Raw genomic sequence first — 16,850 nt, forward strand, 5'->3', positions numbered from 1 at the left:
GTTTCGCGCCGCAGACCTTTAAGTCTTTGCGGCGCGTTTTATCATTATGGAAAACTATTTTAACCCACCTCCCTGACGCCAATCAGACCTTCCTTGATAAATTCTATATAAAGTATAGGTTTTTCGCGAATGTGAGAGACCATGAATATAGATACAGTAGAAATATCAGCGGACGTGCTTGTGATCGGAGGGGGACCAGCCGGGTGCTGGGCCGCATGGAATGCAGCGGCCAGGGGCGCGAGCGTCGTCCTTGTCGAAAAGGGTTATGTCGGCACCAGCGGCGCCACGGCGGCAGGCAATACCACCACGATATACACCCATCGCGGCACCGCCGAACGGAGCGCGACCGTTGCCCAAAGGGTGCGGCTCGGGCAGGGCCTCGCGGAACACGAACGTATTGAGCGCGTGCTTGACCGGACTGTCGAGAACCTCGATCTGCTCGCCCAATGGGGCTACAATTTTCCAACTTACGAGGATGGCAGGCCCTATCGCGGAATGCTGCGCGGTCCGGACTATTTGCGGTTCATGCGACAGAAGCTGATCAAGGTGCACGTGCGGGTTATCGATCATTGCCCGATAGAAGAATTGCTTGTGTCCGACGGTGCGGTTGCAGGTGCAATAGCGCGATATCGGCGGTCGGGTGAGTTGCTGCACATCCGCGCTGGCGCGGTGGTCATTGCGACAGGCGGCTGCGCGTTTCGCAGCGGCGCGCTTGGCACGAACAACCTCACCGGCGATGGTTATCTCATGGCCGCGGAAGCTGGTGCTGTTCTTTCAGGCATGGAGTTTTCCGCCCAATTCGGTATTTCGCCAGCCTATTCAAGCGTTACGAAAGGCGTGGTGTATTTCTGGGGCACTTTCAGCGACGAGCAGGGCAATGAACTTTCCTCGTTAGGTGACCGCCAGAGCGTTGTCGCGCGCGAGTTGATCAAGGGACCGGTCTACGCCGTTCTGGATAAAGCGCCACCGCGTTTGCAAGAAGGATTTCGTCGCGGCCAGCCGAATATCTTTGTGCCGTTTGATCGCATGGGGATCAATCCCTTCACTGAGCGCTTTCCAATTACCCTTCGCCACGAAGGGACGGTTCGCGGCACCGGTGGTCTCAAGATCGACGGTCGCGCAACGACAACGATCCCCGGCTTGTTTGCTGCCGGAGACGCGGCAACCCGGCAGGGAATGTCGGGCGCGTCCAGCGGTGGCGGCGGCCCAAACTCCAGCTGGGCGATGGCGACAGGTTCCTGGGCTGGCGAGGATGCCACGAAGTTCGTTCAATCGCTGGGCGCGAACTGGCGCGACAGGGAAGTGCGTTCCGCCAGTGGTCAATTGAGAGAACGGGCAGATCATGCGACCCGCGATGTCGATGCAGTTTTGAACGACGTTAAGCAGCAGGTTCTTCCGCTGGATGGTGGGTTCTTCCGAAACCATGATCGGTTGTCGGTAGTGTCCGAAAAACTGGCCTCGCTTTGGCGTGACGAAAGTTGGCGATTGCACCGCACGACAAAGGTGCGAGAGGTCGAAGCGCTTATTGCGACTGCCCGATGGGCGACCCAAAGTGCGCTGTTACGCAAGGAAAGCCGTGGCTTGCAGCGCCGCACAGATTTTCCGGAGACGAACCCGAATATGGCAAAGCCAATTGACTCCGGGGGCATTGAAAACATCTGGGCTTCGTTTGAGACGGATAATCGAGTGAGGGCAGCGTCATGATAGAGATCGTCAGTGAAGATCGCTGCATCAAATGCGACCTGTGTGTCGACGCCTGCCCGGACAATGTGTTCGATGCGGTTCCCGACAGCGCGCCCATCATCGTGCGCCAGTCGGACTGCCAGACCTGCTTCCTGTGCGAGCTTTTCTGCCCAACCGACGCGCTCTACGTATCACCGCTTTCCGAGGCGATTGAAGGCGCGACCGAGAGCGAGCTGATTGCGCGTGGCGTGATGGGCAGTTTCCGTCGAGAGATGGGATGGAAAAATGCCAAGCCGCGCGGAACGGCTGGCGACTGGAGTTACCGGATATTCGAGACCGGAAAAATCATACCCTGACTGGAGAAATTTATGAGACGATTTTTATCGACCTTCCTGCTGGCGGTCGGCGTTATAACCGCCGCGGCTGCTCCTACGCTGGCCGAGGATGCACCAGCAACTATTCGTTTCGGTGATGTGGGCTTCGGCTTTGGTACGCCGTTCGGCGTCGGCCTTCAGGCGATAGCGGACGCCAAAGGCTTCATCGCGGATGAATTCAAGGGAACTCCCACCAAGATCGAGTTTACCTATTTCACGGGAACGGGTCCAGCGATCAACGAAGCGCTGTCTAACGGTCAACTGGACTTTGCGTCCTATGGTGCGGTTCCCAATATTATTGGGAAGGCCAATGGTCTCGATACCGTCATTCTGGCGTCCTATGGCGGCACCACGATCTTTGGTGCGTCCAGGCCGGACCTCGACATCAAAACGATTGCCGACTTGAAGGGCAAAAAAGTCGCCATCCAGAAGGCAACCATCATTCACTGGGCGTTGATTACCGCTTTGAAGAATGCTGGCTTATCTGAAAAAGATATCACCATCGTCGATCTGAAAAATGCGGACCAGCTTGCGGCTATTGCAGCAAAGAGCGTCGATGCCGTATTCGGTGCAGACTTCCTGCTTCCACTTGAGGATAAAGGTCTGGCCAAGATCTTCTACAAATCCTCTGCGGTTGGCGCGACCGGTGACGGTTTCGGCGCATTCCTCGTCACCGATAAGTTCCGTAAAGCCTATCCGGAAGCAACGCAGAAAGTCGTGACGGGCTTTGTCAAAGCCGCGCAATGGCTGTCGGATGACAAAAACCGGGAAGAGGCATTCAGTATCTGGTCGCGGGCAGGGTCGCCAATAGAGGTCATTCGCAAGTCCAATGAAGGCGGCGAGCTTGGTAAGAAATACAATCCGCGTCTCGATGGGTTCTTTGCGGCGCGTTATCGCAGCGGCATCGACTTCGACAAGCAGCAGAAGCTCATTAGGCATGATATCGATCTCGATACATGGGTCGATAGAAGCTACGTGGACAATGCTGTCAAGACATTGAACCTTCAGTCGTTGTGGCCTGATCGTTCCGCAACGGGTGAACTTCTGAACTGATCGGAGAAAGCTGATGGCGACGTTGGAAGCTGGAGCCGACTTTAGCGTCTCCCGGAGAATGAAAGACGAGCGACTGGCGAAACTGCAGTTTCTCATCAAAAGCTCAGTTCTGGTCTTGACCGGGCCGGTCTGCTTGCTAGTTCTCTGGTGGGCCGCGTCGGCCAACAGCTGGGTTTCGCCGCAGGTACTTCCACGTCCGGATTGGGTCTTTAACACCTTTCTGGATCTTCTGGCGGATGGCGACATATTCTCTGCCGCCATCGTCAGCTTCCAACGCATTGCCGAGGGTTTTCTGATTGGAGCATCTCTCGGCTTGGCGTTCGGTTTCCTGATTGGGAAATCTAAAATCGTAGAGGCCTATCTGGGACCAAGCTTCAGAGCGCTTGCCGCAGTACCCTCACTTGGGTGGCTGCCAATACTGATCCTACTATTCGGCATCGAAGAAAGCGTGAAGATCATCATCCTTTCCAAAGCCTGTTTCGTGCCCATGGCTATCAGTACTGCCGAAGGAGCAAGGAACATTCCTAAAGGGTTCAACGAGGTTGCCGACATTCTCGGCCTCCGTGCGCGTACCCGGTTTTTCAAGCTGACAATCCCGGCCATGGCGCCCTATATCGCGAGCGGCGTCCGGCTTTCGCTCAGTCAGGCATTTTTTTCCCTGATCGTTGTGGAAATGCTCGCGGGCACTGACGGGCTTGGTTACATGATGGTTTGGGGCCGCACGCTTTTCCAGCTCGATATCGTTATTGTTGGCATGATCGTTGTGGGCGTTGTCGGCTTTGCCCTCGACCTTCTCCTGAAGCGGGCGGAAGCGCTGATGCGGAAGGGTAGTCATGTCTAAGGCTGAACGTTCCGCTTTGCGGATTCCTCGTGGCACAGTGGTGCCGCTTGTGGCGGTCGCCGTTTGGTGGGGTGGTGTATCCGCAGGGCTGATCACTGGCCCCATGGCCATTCATCCCTTGCAGGTGCTGGAGGCGCCGTTCTTTGACCCTTCGGGGCGCGAATTGTGGGCGGGGCTTTTGGCAAGCATTGTTCGCGTGATGATCGGTGGCACTATCGGGTGCATTGCTGGGCTTGCACTCGGCTATGTTGTTGGCAGCTACCGCTGGGCCGGTTTGGCGCTTGCACCGTCTATTCATGCCGTGCGTCAGGTTGCGCTCTTTGCCTGGATACCACTGCTGACGGCATGGTTTGGAAATGGTGAGGGCACCAAACTTGTGTTTACCGCTCTCTCGACATTTTTCCCGCTCTTTCTTGCAACAGAGCAGGGTGTGCGGCAGGTGCCGTCCTCGTTGATTGAAGTCGCTGATACATTGAATTTGCGGCGCTGGACCCGCATTCGCCGGCTTTGCCTGCCGTCGGCGCTTCCGAATATCTATGTTGGTTTGCAGATTGCCGCTCTATCGGCCTGGATCGGAACTGTCGGTGCGGAATACGCCATTGGAAATGGTCGTGGATTGGGCAGCTACATTGCCAGCGCGCGCGACCAGTTTCGCATGGACATTGTGATTGTCGGCGTCTTCACCCTGGCAACGGGCGGCGTCTTGCTCGCGTCCATCATTCGCCATGTCACATCGATTATATCGCCCTGGAGCTCAGAGAATTGACGAACGCCCTTTCAATCGAACATGTCAGCAAGTCCTTTGTTCTGGATGGCGCACCTCGCCCGGTGTTGAGGGATATCAATTTTCAGGTCGGGCACAACGAGATCATATCCATTGTCGGTGCGTCTGGCTGCGGAAAGTCCACGTTGCTGCGGCTGATTATCGGACTGGATGGCGACTATCGTGGGTCAATTACACGTGGCGTTTCAACCACAACGGTTCCGGCGAAAACAGGTATGGTCTTTCAGGATCATCGCTTGTACCCGTGGCTAACTATCGAGGGCAATGTCGAGTTGGCTTTCGACAAGTCTGATCTTCCGCCCGCATCCAAGCGCGAAAGAGTACAGCATTACCTCGCGCTCGTTGGTCTCAGTGACTATGCGAAGGCCTATCCGAAGCAGCTTTCAGGCGGGATGGCGCAGCGCGCGGCGATAGCCAGAGCGCTGGCGCAAGAACCCGATATTCTGCTTATGGATGAACCTTTCGGTGCCTTGGATTCCATCCTGCGGATGCGTCTTCAAGATGAACTTTTGTCTATCTGGGAGAAGAACAAGGTCTCCATCATTATCGTCACGCATGATGTGGAAGAAGCACTTTATCTCGCTGACCGGGTTTTGATCATGGAGCCTAATCCCGGTCGGGTGCGTGATGTGTTCGATGTCGGACTACCGCGTCCGCGCGACCGCAGCGCGTCCATATTGGCTGATCTGAAAAAGCGCTGCCTTGCAATGCTGGTTTGAACCGCTGCAGACCTTCTAAATTATGCTTTCCCAAGCTGTCTGAACGCCGCTCTGCACAGTTCCGAATATGAACGGAATCGCTTGACTCGCTCAAAACGATCATTAATGTTCACGTTGGGAGCAGGACATGAGCGAAGCAAGAACACGTTTTCCGCAGGAACGTCACCGGCAGATGATGGACGTCATCGCCGATGCGAAGCGTATTGGCACCTCGGATCTGGCTGGCATCATGGGTGTTTCGCTTCCGACATTGCGTCGTGATCTCATCACGCTGGAACAGGCGGGATTGATCCTGAGAATTCACGGCGGGGTCGTTGCCCGCGGTGCGGGCGAGGGTGTTGCCGAGCCGATGTTTCTGGAAAAGCTGCGCATAAGCCAGAGCGCCAAGGCGCGGATTGGCGAAGCAGCTGCTGCTTATGTTGCCAATAATTCCACCGTTATTCTTGACTCCGGCACGACAGCGCTTTCTGTCGCGCGCGCGCTTGCGGGCAGGGCGATCACGCTTGTAACGATGGACCTGAAGATTGCCGAAGCGGCGGCCGTCGGCGCAACGGAAGTGCATATCATCGGCGGTCGGGTCAGAAATGACTATTATTCGCTCATCGGGGCCTGGGCCACGGAAACGCTACGCCATATCCGCGCCGATTGTTTCTTTCTGTCCGCAGACTGTGTCGATCTTGACGGTGTTTCCACGTCTACCGTCGAGGAAGCAGAAGTGAAACGCGCAGCAATCGCCATTGCGCATAAGACGATACTTGTCGCCGATCAGCGTAAACTTGGATGCCGCAGTTTTGCGCCGGTTTGTGGGCTGCAGGATTTGAGCGGCTTTATCACCGATATTGGTTTCGAAGGCTCTTTACAGCCTTATCGCGACCAACTGCCTTTTCTGGAAACCGTATAACGGGCGCCTCGGGGGAGGAACTGAAATGCTAATCGCCAAACACGTTTTCGCCCGCTAAGCGGGCCAAGGCAACCAGCGCAGGGGAGAGCGCCAATGGATGCAAGACAGGACACGACGGGCAATTATCTGAAGGGGCTGGCCGTTCTGGCTATTGCCATCTTTGGAGTGTTGAGCCTGCTCGCGCCGGGCTTTCTAACGGCTGCAAACCTCAATTCAATGGGATTTCAGTTTCCTGAATTCGGGCTGCTTTCGTTGGCCGTTCTGCCGACGATGGTGTCTGGTGGCATAGATCTTTCTGTCGTGGCCACAGCCAATCTCGCCGCTATCGTCGCAGCAGTGATGATGAGGGCAGGACCCGAACTCGCCATCCTCGCCATTCCGGTTGCGCTTCTGATAGGCGTTGCTTGCGGGCTGCTCAACGGCTTTTTGATTGCCTATCTGCGCCTTCCGCCAATTCTGGCTACGCTTGGCACGATGCAGCTGTTCTCCGGGATTGGTATCGTAATTACCGGCGGCCCTGCAATTACGGGCCTGCCACAGTGGTACACAGCCTTTGGCAACTGGTCGGTCGGCGGCGTGGTGCCACTGCCACTCGTCCTGTTTGTAGCCACAGCGCTTCTGTTGGGCTTTCTGCTGAAGAGAACACCGGTTGGTATCCACCTGCGGCTGTTCGGAGCCAATCCCGTCGCGTCCCATTTTGCGGGCACGCGCGAAAAAGGTCTGTTGCTTCGTATCTACGCTATTGCCGGTCTCATCGCATCAATTGCCGGGCTTGTGGTTCTGGCGCGTGTCAATTCCGCCAATGCCGATTATGGTAGCTCCTATCTGCTTCTTGTCATTCTCATCAATATTCTGGCAGGCGTTTCGCCAGCCGGCGGCTTTGGCACCGTGACCGGTGTGACGTTAGCCGTCATCTGTCTCCAGCTCATATCGAGCGGACTGAATTTTCTGTCGTTCAGTGCGTTTTCACGCGATCTGTTCTTTGGTGGCCTGCTTGTGGTCGTCATGTCGGCACGCGTTCTGGCAGGCCGACTTGGCCTTGCGTCCGTTTTACAAAGAAAGGCCCGTACGGCATGAAAAATCGATTACGTTCAACGCTCGAAGCATTGATGTTGACGCCTGGCCTGTCGGGCCATGAGGATCGCGTACGGCGTCTCATCGCCCGCGATCTGGCTGATTTGCCGCTCGAATTTGCAACCGATCGTCTGGGCAATCTGATTGCAACGATGAAGGGGGATGAAAATGCGCCCTCCGTCATGCTGTTTGCGCATACGGATCAGCTGGGCTTCATCGTGCGCAAGGTCGAGGATAATAGCCTGATCCGTATCGAGCGGTTGGGCGGTATTCCGGAAAAGGCGTTGCCTGCGCAAGCGGTGCTATTTTGTGTCGGCGAAGGGCGCGACGTTCACGGCGTCATTGCGAATAAGAGCCATCATGCCACGCCAGCCGAAGAAAAATACAAGGTTACGCCCTATGCCGAACTTTTCATCGATGTCGGCGCGGAAAGCGCTGCGGATGTAAAGGCGCTCGGCATCGAAATCGGTACGCCGGTGGTCTATGCACCGCGCGTCATCCATCTCAACGAAAATCGCGTTATCGGAACGTCGGTTGACGACCGGGCCGGTTGTGCCGTCGTGATGGAAGTTGCCCGTCAGCTCGCGAAAGGTGGTCCACGACCAACAGTTCATTTTGTTTTCGCGGTTCTGGAAGAGTTCAACCTGCGTGGTGCCATGGTCGCAGCGCAGGCCATCAAACCGGATATCGCCATTCAGCTTGATATCGGGCTCAATGCCGATACGCCGGATATGGCTCATCGCGGTGAAATTCAGTTGGGCGGCGGTCCAGCCATCAGCCTTTACTCTTTCCATGGCCGCGGCACGCTCAATGGAACGATCCCCCATCCGGCACTGCCGAAATTATTCTCCGACGCCGCTGCCAGCGAAGCCATTCCGTTGCAACGCACGGCCCATACAGGCGCATTGACGGATTCGTCTTACGTGCAACTCGTCAATGAGGGCGTTGCCTGTATCGATGTGTGTTTCCCGTGCCGTTATACCCATACGGCGCTTGAAATGTGCGATCTGCGTGATCTTGAAAGTCTCACTGCGCTTCTGGTCGCGGCTATTGGCAGGATCAACAAGGACTTCAGCCTCGACAGGGATCTTTACACCTGATGCGTTATTATCTGGGCATCGACATCGGCACATTTGAATCGAAGGGCGTTCTTTCCGATGAGGAAGGAAGGATCGTCGCTTCTGCCGCACGTCCGCATCGCATGCTGGTTCCACAACCGGGTTGGGCGGAACATGATGCTGAACAAAACTGGTGGGGTGAATTTTGTTCGATCAGTCGTGAATTGATCGAACAAAGTTCAGTGGCGGCCAGCGATATTCGCGCAGTCGCGGCCAGCGGCATTGGCCCATGTATGCTGCCGGTTGATGAAAACGGCGCTCCGCTCATGAAGGCCGTTCTTTATGGTGTCGACACGCGCGCAGCTGTTGAGATAGAGGAACTGACCGCTGAAATCGGGCTTGAACGCCTGATGCGGGAAGGCGGCAATGCGTTGACCTCGCAATCGGTCGGCCCGAAAATCCTTTGGTTGAAGAAGAACCATCCTGATATTTTTGACCGCACGCACAAGTTTCTCAATTCCTCCTCCTTCCTCGTTCACAGGCTGACGGGCAACTATACGATCGATCACTATTCCGCGGCCGGGTTCTCGCCGCTTTATGACGTTGCACGGCAGGACTGGACTGACGATTTTGCCGAACGCATCGTTTCACGTGAGCGGCTGCCCGATCTTCTCTGGACAACCGACATTGCGGGAGCAGTGACACCGCAGGCCGCAGCCGCGACCGGGCTCGCTGTTGGAACGCCTGTGATCGCTGGCACCATCGATGCCGCCGCTGAGGCTGTCAGCGTCGGCGTGCAGAAGTCTGGCGAAATGATGGTCATGTATGGCTCGACCATGTTCATCATTCTGGTCACGGATCAACGCATCGCTGATACGCGGCTGTGGTATGCGCCTTGGCTTTTCCGTGGAGAACATGCCTGTATGTCCGGCACGTCGACCAGCGGAACGCTGACGCGGTGGTTTCAGGAGCAGTTCGCTCGCGAGTTGCCCGCCGCCAGCGCCTTGCAAGCACTGGCGGAAGAAGCCGTATCGTCACCGCCCGGCGCAAAAGGGCTTTTCGTACTCCCCTATTTTTCCGGTGAGAGAACACCTGTTCATGATCCGTCAGCACGAGGCATGATTTTCGGTCTCGATCTGACCCATATCCGCGCTGACATTTATCGTGCGCTTCTTGAAGGCGTCGCTTATGGCGTCAACGACATTTTCAATACCTATCACGAAGCACATGCTCCGCTGGAGCGCATCGCTGCTGTGGGCGGTGGTACAAGAAATGCCGTCTGGTCACAGGCCATTTCCGATGTCAGCGAAAAGCTTCAGCTTGTGAGAAGCAAGACTATCGGTGCGGCCTACGGAAACTGTTTTCTGGGGGCGCTTGCGGTGGGCGATGTGGCGAAGGCTGACATTGAACAATGGAACCCGGTGGAGCGGCGCATTGAACCTGATGCGGGGACAAAGCGCGTCTATCAGCAGGGTTTCGATACGTTCAAGAAGCTCTACGAGCGGACAGCCGATCTGATGCGGATCGCATCGGCTTGAAGGGAGGCCGGACGCAGTCACGCGTCCGGAAAGGAATTGGTGAAAGCCGCAGAAGCTTCGCCAGAACACAGCCTGACTGATTGCCGGGGAGGCAAGCAGAGGTGAACCAACGGAGGGAATAACAATGAATATCAGCTTGAGGAAAATGGCAGCCGGTCTTGCCGTCAGCGCAGCTATTGTTGCTGGTGGTGCATTCTATGCGAACGCGCAGGACGCAAAACACACCATCGTCACTGTCGTCAAACTTTCCGGCATTGCCTGGTTCAACCGTATGGAAACCGGCGTGAAGGAATATGCCAAGGAAAGTGGAAACAACGCCACTCAGATCGGACCCGCTTCGGCTGATGCTGCGCTGCAGGTTCAGCTGATCGAAGACCTGATTGCAAAAAAGGTGGACGCGATCACCGTGGTGCCGAATTCCCCGGAAGCTTTGGAGCCCGTGCTCGGCAAGGCTTTGCAGGCCGGGATCAAGGTAATCGGCCACGAAGCATCGAGCATGAAGAATGTCACCTATGACGTCGAAGCTTTCGACAATGGCGCCTATGGCGAACATCTGATGAAGGCGCTGGCCGAAGCGATGGGCGAAGAGGGCGAATATGCGGTATTCGTTGGCCATCTGACGGCAAAAACCCACAATGAATGGGTTGATGCAGCCATTGCCTATCAGAAAGAGCATTATCCGAAGATGAAGCTCGCGACCGACAAGATCGAGAGCAACGAGCAGCAACAGACGGCCTATGCCAAGACCAAGGAACTGTTGAGAACCTATCCGAATCTCAAGGGTATTCAGGGCTCCGCAGGTGAAGATGTCGCCGGTGCGGCGCTTGCGGTCGAGGAAGCGGGTCTTGAGGGCAAGGTCAAGATTGTCGGCACCAGCCTTGTCTCGGTTTCAGGCCCATATCTTGAAAGCGGCACGATCAACATGATCTCGTTCTGGGACCCGGCCAAGGCTGGTATCGCCATGAACAAGCTCGCCGCAATGGCCATTGATGGCAAGGCCGTAACCGATGGCATGGACCTAGGTGTCGAAGGCTACAACAAGGTTCAGCTCAAGGACAAGGTTGTCTATGGCCAGGCTTGGGTCGATGTGACCAAGGAAAATATGGGCAATTACGACTTCTGATCCATGGACAATGGGCCGCCGGGACAACCGGCGGCCTCTATGGGAGAGCTGCATGAGTGATACGCAGAATTCCGGCGCTTTTGTTCTGGAAATGCAGGCTGTTGCCAAGTCTTACGGTCCCGTCCGGGTACTGGAAGATGTGGGTTTAAGCCTGCGACCGGGCGAGGTGCGCTGTCTTGCCGGTGAAAACGGGTCGGGCAAATCGACTTTGATCAAGATATTATCCGGTGTCGTTCGTGCCGACGCCGGGACGGTCACGATTGGCGGCAAGTTCATCGAAAATGACGCAAAAGCCGCTATAGCAGCGGGGCTTTCAGTCATCTATCAGGACTTTGCGCTTCTTCCCAATCTGACTGTTTGGGAGAATGTCAGCTTTCTGGCGGCAGTGACCGAGAACAAGCGTTTCTTCAATCGCATGTCTGGACGTAAGCGGGCGATTGAAACGCTTGCACGAATGAAGGTCGATATTGATCCCGATATTCTGGTGGAAAGACTGCCTGTTGCTTCCAAGCAGCTGGTTGCCATTGCACGTGCGCTTGCCAATGATGCGCGCATTATCGTTATGGATGAACCCACCACGGCCTTGACTCGCAGCGAGGTCGCCAAGCTTCTTGATATCGTCTTTGCGCTGAAGGCGGAAGGCGTTGCCTTTCTGTTTGTCAGTCACAAGATCGAGGAAGTTTTTGCTGTTTGCGACAGCGTCACGGTTCTGCGTGATGGTCATGTCGTGGTGGCAGGACCGATAGGTGAATTCGATCCAGCGCGTCTGGTAGAGGCCATGTCCGGTCGACCAATTGACAGCCAGCGTCTGGCGCGTGAGGCGGTTACGCCTTCGGAAGCCATATTCAAAGTGCGTAATCTTGGACGACGCGGCCAGTTTGTCTCGATCAATCTCGATTTGCGCGCGGGCGAAATCATATCCGTTGTGGGCCTTCTGGGGTCAGGGCGAACGGAACTTGCGCTGGCTTTGTTTGGATGTCTTGCGTCGGACGAGGGTCGCATTGAAGACGTGAATGGACCATTGCATCTTACGGCTCCCGCAGACGCGATGGAACACGGCATTGCCTATGTGCCGGAAGATCGACTGACAGAAGGCCTTTTTCTCAATCAGCCGATCCGTGAAAACATCATCGTCTCAAGTCTTGAAGCGGATACTAAAGGTGGCATTGTCAGCGCGTCGAGCCTCACCGAGCGCGCGCGCGAAGCCGTTAAGCGGTTGCGTATCAAGGCACCCAGTGTCTTCCCACCTGTGGTGACGCTGTCAGGCGGCAATCAACAGCGTGTCGTTCTGGCGCGATGGATGGAGAGAAAGCCGAAGCTGCTTATCCTCAATGGTCCAACAGTCGGCGTCGATGTCGGCTCCAAACGGGAAATCCACGAACTATTGCTCGCATTGAGCCGTTCGGGAACAGCGGTTCTGGTGGTGACCGACGACATTGGCGAAGCCATTGCACTGTCCGACACGATCAAGGTGATGGTGAAGGGAAGAATTGTGGCCAGTTTCGATGCCGGTGATATCGACGAAGAAACACTCTATCAGGAAGTCATTCGGGAGGACCGGCCATGAACTATTCATTGATCCGGGTGCTCTCGACACCACAGGGTGTCGTCTTTTTGACAGCCGTTGCTTTTGCGATTGTGCTGAGCATTCTCAATCCTGCGTTCTTTTCACCGGCAACGCTGATAGACCTGGCACGTAACTCACTGGTGACCGGAATATTCGCGCTTGGCGTTATGATGGTGCTGGCATCCGGCGGCATTGACGTGTCCTGCACGGCAATCGGCGCCTTTGCGATGTATGCGACGGTAAAAATCGTCATGGGTATTGATATCCATGTTCCGATTATCGCCTATTTCGGACTGGCAGCCCTCATAGGGGCCAGTCTTGGTCTTATCAATGGAATACTGGTCGGTGGACTCGGTCTACCGACGCTTATCGTCACCCTTGGTACAATGAGCCTTTTTCGGGGGGCGTTATTGACCTTCGTCGGGACGGTGTACGTCACGTCAGTGCCGCGTGAAGTTATCAATTTTGCGCGCAGCATTCTGGTGCGGATGGAGAACGCATTGGGCCAGATGGTATCGCTTCCAATGTCATTCTTTGTTCTGGTAGGGGTCGCTGTATTCGTCGCCTTCATCATGAACTTCACGCTGTTCGGGCGCAAAATCTACGCCATCGGCGGTTCTGAAGAAGCTGCCGCTCGTATTGGCATTCGCGTGGGGCGCGTCAAGCTATTGATCTATGTTCTGGCGGGCGCAATTGCTGGTCTGGCTGGCATGACCCATATGACCCTGTCGCGCATGGCTAATCCGTTCGATCTGGTCGGCATGGAGCTGAATGTCATCGCAGCCGTTGTTCTCGGTGGAGCCCGAATAACAGGCGGTCACGGTACAGTGCTCGGGACGCTACTTGGTGTATTTGTCATCACAATGATCAATACAACGCTGTTGATGGCGGGTGTGCCATCCTATTGGCAAAAGGTCGTAATAGGTTGTCTGATTGTGGTGGGTACGGGCTTGCCGATATTGATCGAGCGATTGAGCCGACATCGGGCGCGTCTGGCGCAGCCTTTGGGAGCGTGATAGGCGTCAATCGCGCGCGGCGAACAGTCACCGCGCGCGATTGTCTTTTTATCAGTCCTTGCGGGCTTTCTTCACGATGTTCATGAATTCCTTGGCGCGTTCCGGATCGACCGCATTCCAGGTGTTACCATCGACCTTCAGCGACGAACCGACAATGCAGCCATCGGCAATCTTGAGGATATCGGCGACGGTTGCATGACGCACGCCCGTATTGGCCAGAACCGCCGTGTTAGGCAGGACCCGCTTGACGGCTTCGAGGTCCGAAACATTGGCGGCTTCACCGGTGATCGTGCCCGACACCAGAACGGCATCCGGAATGGACGAGAAGACCGCCGAACGTGCCCGGTCGGGGAGGGGGCGGCGATCCATTGAATCCGCGAATTCAGCAGATACGTTGTCCAGCATGACAAGATCCGAACGGCCAAGACGATTGCGATAGCGCATCGTTTCACCCGCATTTGGCGTCCATGGCCCCATGTCGGAGGCATAAGTGCCAGTCAGGATTTCGCGCATGAAGGACGCGCCGGTTGCCGTGGCCAAAGCGACCGAGCTTTTGGGGTCCCAGAGAACGTTAACGCCAAAAGGCTTTGCGATTTCACCACGCAGGCGGCCAATGACATAGGCCATGGTCGCCGTGGAAGCGACGTCGACAGCAAGTTCGTATGGACGGTCGTTTTCGTTGCCGAACATGACAGCATCGACATCAGCGTCCTGCAAAGCAGTAAGATCGCGACGCGCTGCCTCGACGATACCTTCGATGCCAGCTTCCGCGTCATAAAGCGGAGCGCCAGGCATCGGGTTAAGATGCACCATCGCGATGATGGGCTTCTTCGTCGGGAAAAGATCAAAAAACTTGCTCATGGTGAACCCCTTTGTTGTGCCGGTCTTCGGTTCAATCCGGAGACGGCGTTAGCTTCGTATTCTTCTTCCGACCTCGGGTCGGTTGATCTTCATGCGGTCTGCACGCTCACATGTGAGCGCGCAGGATTGCCGGTAGCTCTGCGTAGTTATCCAGGTAGTGGTCGATTGGATTTCCGGGCTGTTCAGCCAAACCGTAGCCGACGACCTTCATGCCTGCGGCATGTGCTGAGATTGCTCCGATCAAACTGTCTTCGATTGCTATCATCTGTGCTGGAGCAAGGCGTAGCCGCTTGGCCGCAGCCAGATAAGGCTCTGGATCAGGCTTGCCATGCAGCACATCGTTGATGCTGATGGAGAAGCGAAGCTTGTCTGCAATTCCAAGCGCGGCGATGTTGGTGTCGACAATATTTCGACCGGAATTTGAGACGCATACCTGCAACAGACCGTATTCCATTGCCGCGTCCATTGCTTGCAGGACGCCCGTGATGGGCCGAAGTTCGCCCGCATGGGCGATGTAATGGTCACGAATGCGTTCGATCCATGGCTCAAAGCTCAAATCGGCTGGCAATCGCGGTTTGACAGCTTCAAAGACAGCATCCATATGGACCCCGCGAAATCGTTCTTCTGGAATATCGCTGAGATCGGTGCCGAAATGCGCCGTGCCGGCCAGAAGTGCCTTATGGTGAAGCGGCTCACTATCTACGAGCGTACCGTCAATATCCCATGCGATGGCTTTGATCGTCATCGTTGTGATTACTCTCTGTAAAGCGGCTTGAGGTTGGTGTAGATTTCGCGGAAACGTTGGTAACCGCTGTTGTAAGTCACTGCATTTTCAGGCCGTGGCTGGATGAGATCGCCATTTTCAACGAAGGCGGCAATTCCCGACCAGCCGTCTACGGCGTTTGCGCCCACAGCCGCCGCCCAGGCTGCGCCTAATGATGAGCCTGGATGCCCTTTGAGCTGACGAATTGGAGCCTGAAGCACGTCCGCCACGATCTGCATCCAGACGCGGCTGTTCGCGCCGCCGTCAGAAGCGAGATATTGCTTGGGGTGGTGTCCCATATCCTGAAGCACCTCGATATGGTGGCGTGCAGCATAGGCATAGGCCTCAAGCAATGCCCGCCAAACATGGCCGACCTTGTGATTGAGACTAAGACCGGTAATGGTGCCTCGGGCAAAGGGGTCATGGATAGGCGTCTTCTCGCCAAGAAAATACGGAACAATCGCCACGCCGTCAGCGCCCGCATCGATTTTCGCGGCAAGCGTATCGAGATGCTGGTGCAAGCTTAAACCCTCATCAACTGCAGCTTGCTTTTCGCCGCCTGCAAAGTTCTCGGCAAACCAGTTGAGCCCGGAACCGCCGGTCGACATGCAGCCATTCGGCATATAAAGCCCCGGTACCAGATGGTAGTCGAGGAACATGCGCGGATCTGGCGCTGCCTTTGCGGTCGCAACCAGAATGTCCAGCGCGCCGCCAAATTTGAGCAGTACCTGACCTTCTTGCGAAACACCTGCCGCAAGCGCTGAGGCAATCATATCGGCAGCGCCGCCGACGACCGGTGTCCCCTCTGCAAGGCCTGTGGAGAGGGCAGCGGATTTCGTTATCGTTCCCATGACCGCATGAGATGAGACCTTCGCTGGAACGACCGACAAAGGCAGGTGGGTGAGGGCGATCAACTCCGGGGACAACTCGTTGGTTGCGATGTCGACAAAACCAGCTTCCAGAGCCCAGTTTTGTTCAATCCGCCGTTCTCCGGTCAGTTTCCAGTTAATGTAATCATAGGAGCCGAAAACGGTTGCGATCTTGGCAAAGACCTCTGGTTCGTGCCGTTCGATCCAGCGCAGCTTGGTGGCGACAAGCTGCTGGTTTATGCCGTTGCCAGCCTTGGCAATGAATTCAACTTCCTCGATTTCACTGCGCAGTTCCGCGACCTCAGCGGCGACACGTCCATCGCTTTGCTGAATGCTCGGTCGAAGCACAGCACCATTCTCGTCAAGGAGAACAACTGCAGGCAGCATACCAGTGACGCCAACGCCTACAATCTCGGTGGTTGAGATGCCGGCTGCACCAATCAGCTCTTGAATGATGGCACAGCAATTGCTCCACCATTGTTCCGGGTCTTCTTCAGCCCAACCGGGCTGACGCGACGTCAGGGTAACGGGTCGCGATGTGATGCCGAGCACTTCGTCCGGAAGTCGCACGAGAATGCCGATTGTAGAGGTGGTGCCGATATCAAGACCTAGAACGCAGCTCATGG

General features: G+C 55.9%; 16 protein-coding genes. 13 read left to right on the forward strand and 3 right to left on the reverse strand.

What is annotated here, in order from left to right; translation table 11 throughout:
• Positions 1–141 precede the first annotated feature (141 nt).
• The 13 genes from D8666_RS11150 (at position 142) to D8666_RS11210 (ending at position 13,731) form a co-directional block, all read left to right on the forward strand.
• On the forward strand, positions 142–1,704 hold the full coding sequence (locus tag D8666_RS11150) for an FAD-dependent oxidoreductase (RefSeq protein ID WP_121537875.1): 1,563 nt from the start codon (positions 142–144) through the stop codon (positions 1,702–1,704).
• On the forward strand, positions 1,701–2,039 hold the full coding sequence (locus tag D8666_RS11155; protein WP_109365989.1) for a 4Fe-4S dicluster domain-containing protein: 339 nt from the start codon (positions 1,701–1,703) through the stop codon (positions 2,037–2,039). Before D8666_RS11150 ends, D8666_RS11155 begins: the two co-directional genes overlap by 4 nt.
• 12 nt (positions 2,040–2,051) lie before the next feature.
• Entirely contained in the window at positions 2,052–3,110 is a 1,059-nt protein-coding gene (locus tag D8666_RS11160; protein ID WP_109365988.1) for an ABC transporter substrate-binding protein, read from the forward strand.
• Positions 3,111–3,123: 13 nt separating this feature from the next.
• The gene (locus D8666_RS11165; protein WP_121537877.1) at positions 3,124–3,951 is read left to right on the forward strand and encodes an ABC transporter permease; all 828 of its coding nucleotides are present in this window, start codon (positions 3,124–3,126) and stop codon (positions 3,949–3,951) included.
• Entirely contained in the window at positions 3,944–4,717 is a 774-nt protein-coding gene (locus tag D8666_RS11170) for an ABC transporter permease (RefSeq protein ID WP_235858935.1), read from the forward strand. The genes D8666_RS11165 and D8666_RS11170 overlap by 8 nt, the downstream gene beginning before the upstream one ends.
• The gene (locus D8666_RS11175) at positions 4,714–5,454 is read left to right on the forward strand and encodes an ABC transporter ATP-binding protein (RefSeq protein WP_109365986.1); all 741 of its coding nucleotides are present in this window, start codon (positions 4,714–4,716) and stop codon (positions 5,452–5,454) included. The genes D8666_RS11170 and D8666_RS11175 overlap by 4 nt, the downstream gene beginning before the upstream one ends.
• 127 nt (positions 5,455–5,581) lie before the next feature.
• Positions 5,582–6,355: a DeoR/GlpR family DNA-binding transcription regulator gene (locus D8666_RS11180; protein WP_109365985.1), complete on the forward strand. Its 774-nt coding sequence runs from the start codon at positions 5,582–5,584 to the stop codon at positions 6,353–6,355.
• A 93-nt stretch (positions 6,356–6,448) separates the two neighbouring features.
• Positions 6,449–7,432, forward strand: coding sequence for an ABC transporter permease (locus D8666_RS11185; RefSeq protein ID WP_109365984.1), 984 nt, complete (start codon positions 6,449–6,451; stop codon positions 7,430–7,432).
• Between the two features lie 32 nt (positions 7,433–7,464).
• Positions 7,465–8,529, forward strand: coding sequence for a M42 family metallopeptidase (locus D8666_RS11190; RefSeq protein WP_235858936.1), 1,065 nt, complete (start codon positions 7,465–7,467; stop codon positions 8,527–8,529).
• A complete protein-coding gene (locus D8666_RS11195; RefSeq protein ID WP_109365982.1) occupies positions 8,529–10,025 on the forward strand; it encodes an FGGY-family carbohydrate kinase in 1,497 nt (498 codons plus the stop codon). The genes D8666_RS11190 and D8666_RS11195 overlap by 1 nt, the downstream gene beginning before the upstream one ends.
• 124 nt (positions 10,026–10,149) lie before the next feature.
• On the forward strand, positions 10,150–11,148 hold the full coding sequence (locus D8666_RS11200) for an autoinducer 2 ABC transporter substrate-binding protein (protein ID WP_209445980.1): 999 nt from the start codon (positions 10,150–10,152) through the stop codon (positions 11,146–11,148).
• Positions 11,149–11,200: 52 nt separating this feature from the next.
• A complete protein-coding gene (locus tag D8666_RS11205; RefSeq protein ID WP_121537881.1) occupies positions 11,201–12,715 on the forward strand; it encodes a sugar ABC transporter ATP-binding protein in 1,515 nt (504 codons plus the stop codon).
• Positions 12,712–13,731, forward strand: coding sequence for an ABC transporter permease (locus D8666_RS11210; protein WP_109365980.1), 1,020 nt, complete (start codon positions 12,712–12,714; stop codon positions 13,729–13,731). Before D8666_RS11205 ends, D8666_RS11210 begins: the two co-directional genes overlap by 4 nt.
• Before the next feature lie 51 nt (positions 13,732–13,782).
• On the opposite strand, the gene D8666_RS11215 is transcribed toward D8666_RS11210, so the two are convergent.
• From D8666_RS11215 to D8666_RS11225, 3 genes are all read right to left on the reverse strand, one after another.
• Positions 13,783–14,592, reverse strand: coding sequence for a BtpA/SgcQ family protein (locus tag D8666_RS11215; RefSeq protein WP_109365979.1), 810 nt, complete (start codon positions 14,590–14,592; stop codon positions 13,783–13,785).
• Positions 14,593–14,698: 106 nt separating this feature from the next.
• A complete protein-coding gene (locus D8666_RS11220) occupies positions 14,699–15,337 on the reverse strand; it encodes an HAD family hydrolase (protein ID WP_121537883.1) in 639 nt (212 codons plus the stop codon).
• An 8-nt stretch (positions 15,338–15,345) separates the two neighbouring features.
• The gene (locus D8666_RS11225) at positions 15,346–16,848 is read right to left on the reverse strand and encodes an FGGY-family carbohydrate kinase (RefSeq protein ID WP_121537885.1); all 1,503 of its coding nucleotides are present in this window, start codon (positions 16,846–16,848) and stop codon (positions 15,346–15,348) included.
• Positions 16,849–16,850 lie beyond the last annotated feature (2 nt).

Origin of the sequence: Ochrobactrum soli, from assembly GCF_003664555.1 — a bacterium.
GTDB classification, from domain to species: Bacteria; Pseudomonadota; Alphaproteobacteria; order Rhizobiales; family Rhizobiaceae; genus Brucella; species Brucella teleogrylli.

Bases quoted from the DNA above. Each gene is read 5' to 3' on its own strand.
- D8666_RS11220 (WP_121537883.1), bottom strand. From the start codon at position 15,337: ATGACGATCAAAGCCATCGCATGGGATATTGACGGTACGCTCGTAGAT.
- D8666_RS11195 (WP_109365982.1), top strand. From the start codon at position 8,529: ATGCGTTATTATCTGGGCATCGACATCGGCACATTTGAATCGAAGGGC.
- D8666_RS11210 (WP_109365980.1), top strand. From the start codon at position 12,712: ATGAACTATTCATTGATCCGGGTGCTCTCGACACCACAGGGTGTCGTC.
- D8666_RS11180 (WP_109365985.1), top strand. From the start codon at position 5,582: ATGAGCGAAGCAAGAACACGTTTTCCGCAGGAACGTCACCGGCAGATG.
- D8666_RS11215 (WP_109365979.1), bottom strand. From the start codon at position 14,592: ATGAGCAAGTTTTTTGATCTTTTCCCGACGAAGAAGCCCATCATCGCG.
- D8666_RS11190 (WP_235858936.1), top strand. From the start codon at position 7,465: ATGTTGACGCCTGGCCTGTCGGGCCATGAGGATCGCGTACGGCGTCTC.
- D8666_RS11155 (WP_109365989.1), top strand. From the start codon at position 1,701: ATGATAGAGATCGTCAGTGAAGATCGCTGCATCAAATGCGACCTGTGT.
- D8666_RS11200 (WP_209445980.1), top strand. From the start codon at position 10,150: ATGAATATCAGCTTGAGGAAAATGGCAGCCGGTCTTGCCGTCAGCGCA.
- D8666_RS11185 (WP_109365984.1), top strand. From the start codon at position 6,449: ATGGATGCAAGACAGGACACGACGGGCAATTATCTGAAGGGGCTGGCC.
- D8666_RS11205 (WP_121537881.1), top strand. From the start codon at position 11,201: ATGAGTGATACGCAGAATTCCGGCGCTTTTGTTCTGGAAATGCAGGCT.
- D8666_RS11165 (WP_121537877.1), top strand. From the start codon at position 3,124: ATGGCGACGTTGGAAGCTGGAGCCGACTTTAGCGTCTCCCGGAGAATG.
- D8666_RS11225 (WP_121537885.1), bottom strand. From the start codon at position 16,848: ATGAGCTGCGTTCTAGGTCTTGATATCGGCACCACCTCTACAATCGGC.
- D8666_RS11170 (WP_235858935.1), top strand. From the start codon at position 3,944: ATGTCTAAGGCTGAACGTTCCGCTTTGCGGATTCCTCGTGGCACAGTG.
- D8666_RS11160 (WP_109365988.1), top strand. From the start codon at position 2,052: ATGAGACGATTTTTATCGACCTTCCTGCTGGCGGTCGGCGTTATAACC.
- D8666_RS11150 (WP_121537875.1), top strand. From the start codon at position 142: ATGAATATAGATACAGTAGAAATATCAGCGGACGTGCTTGTGATCGGA.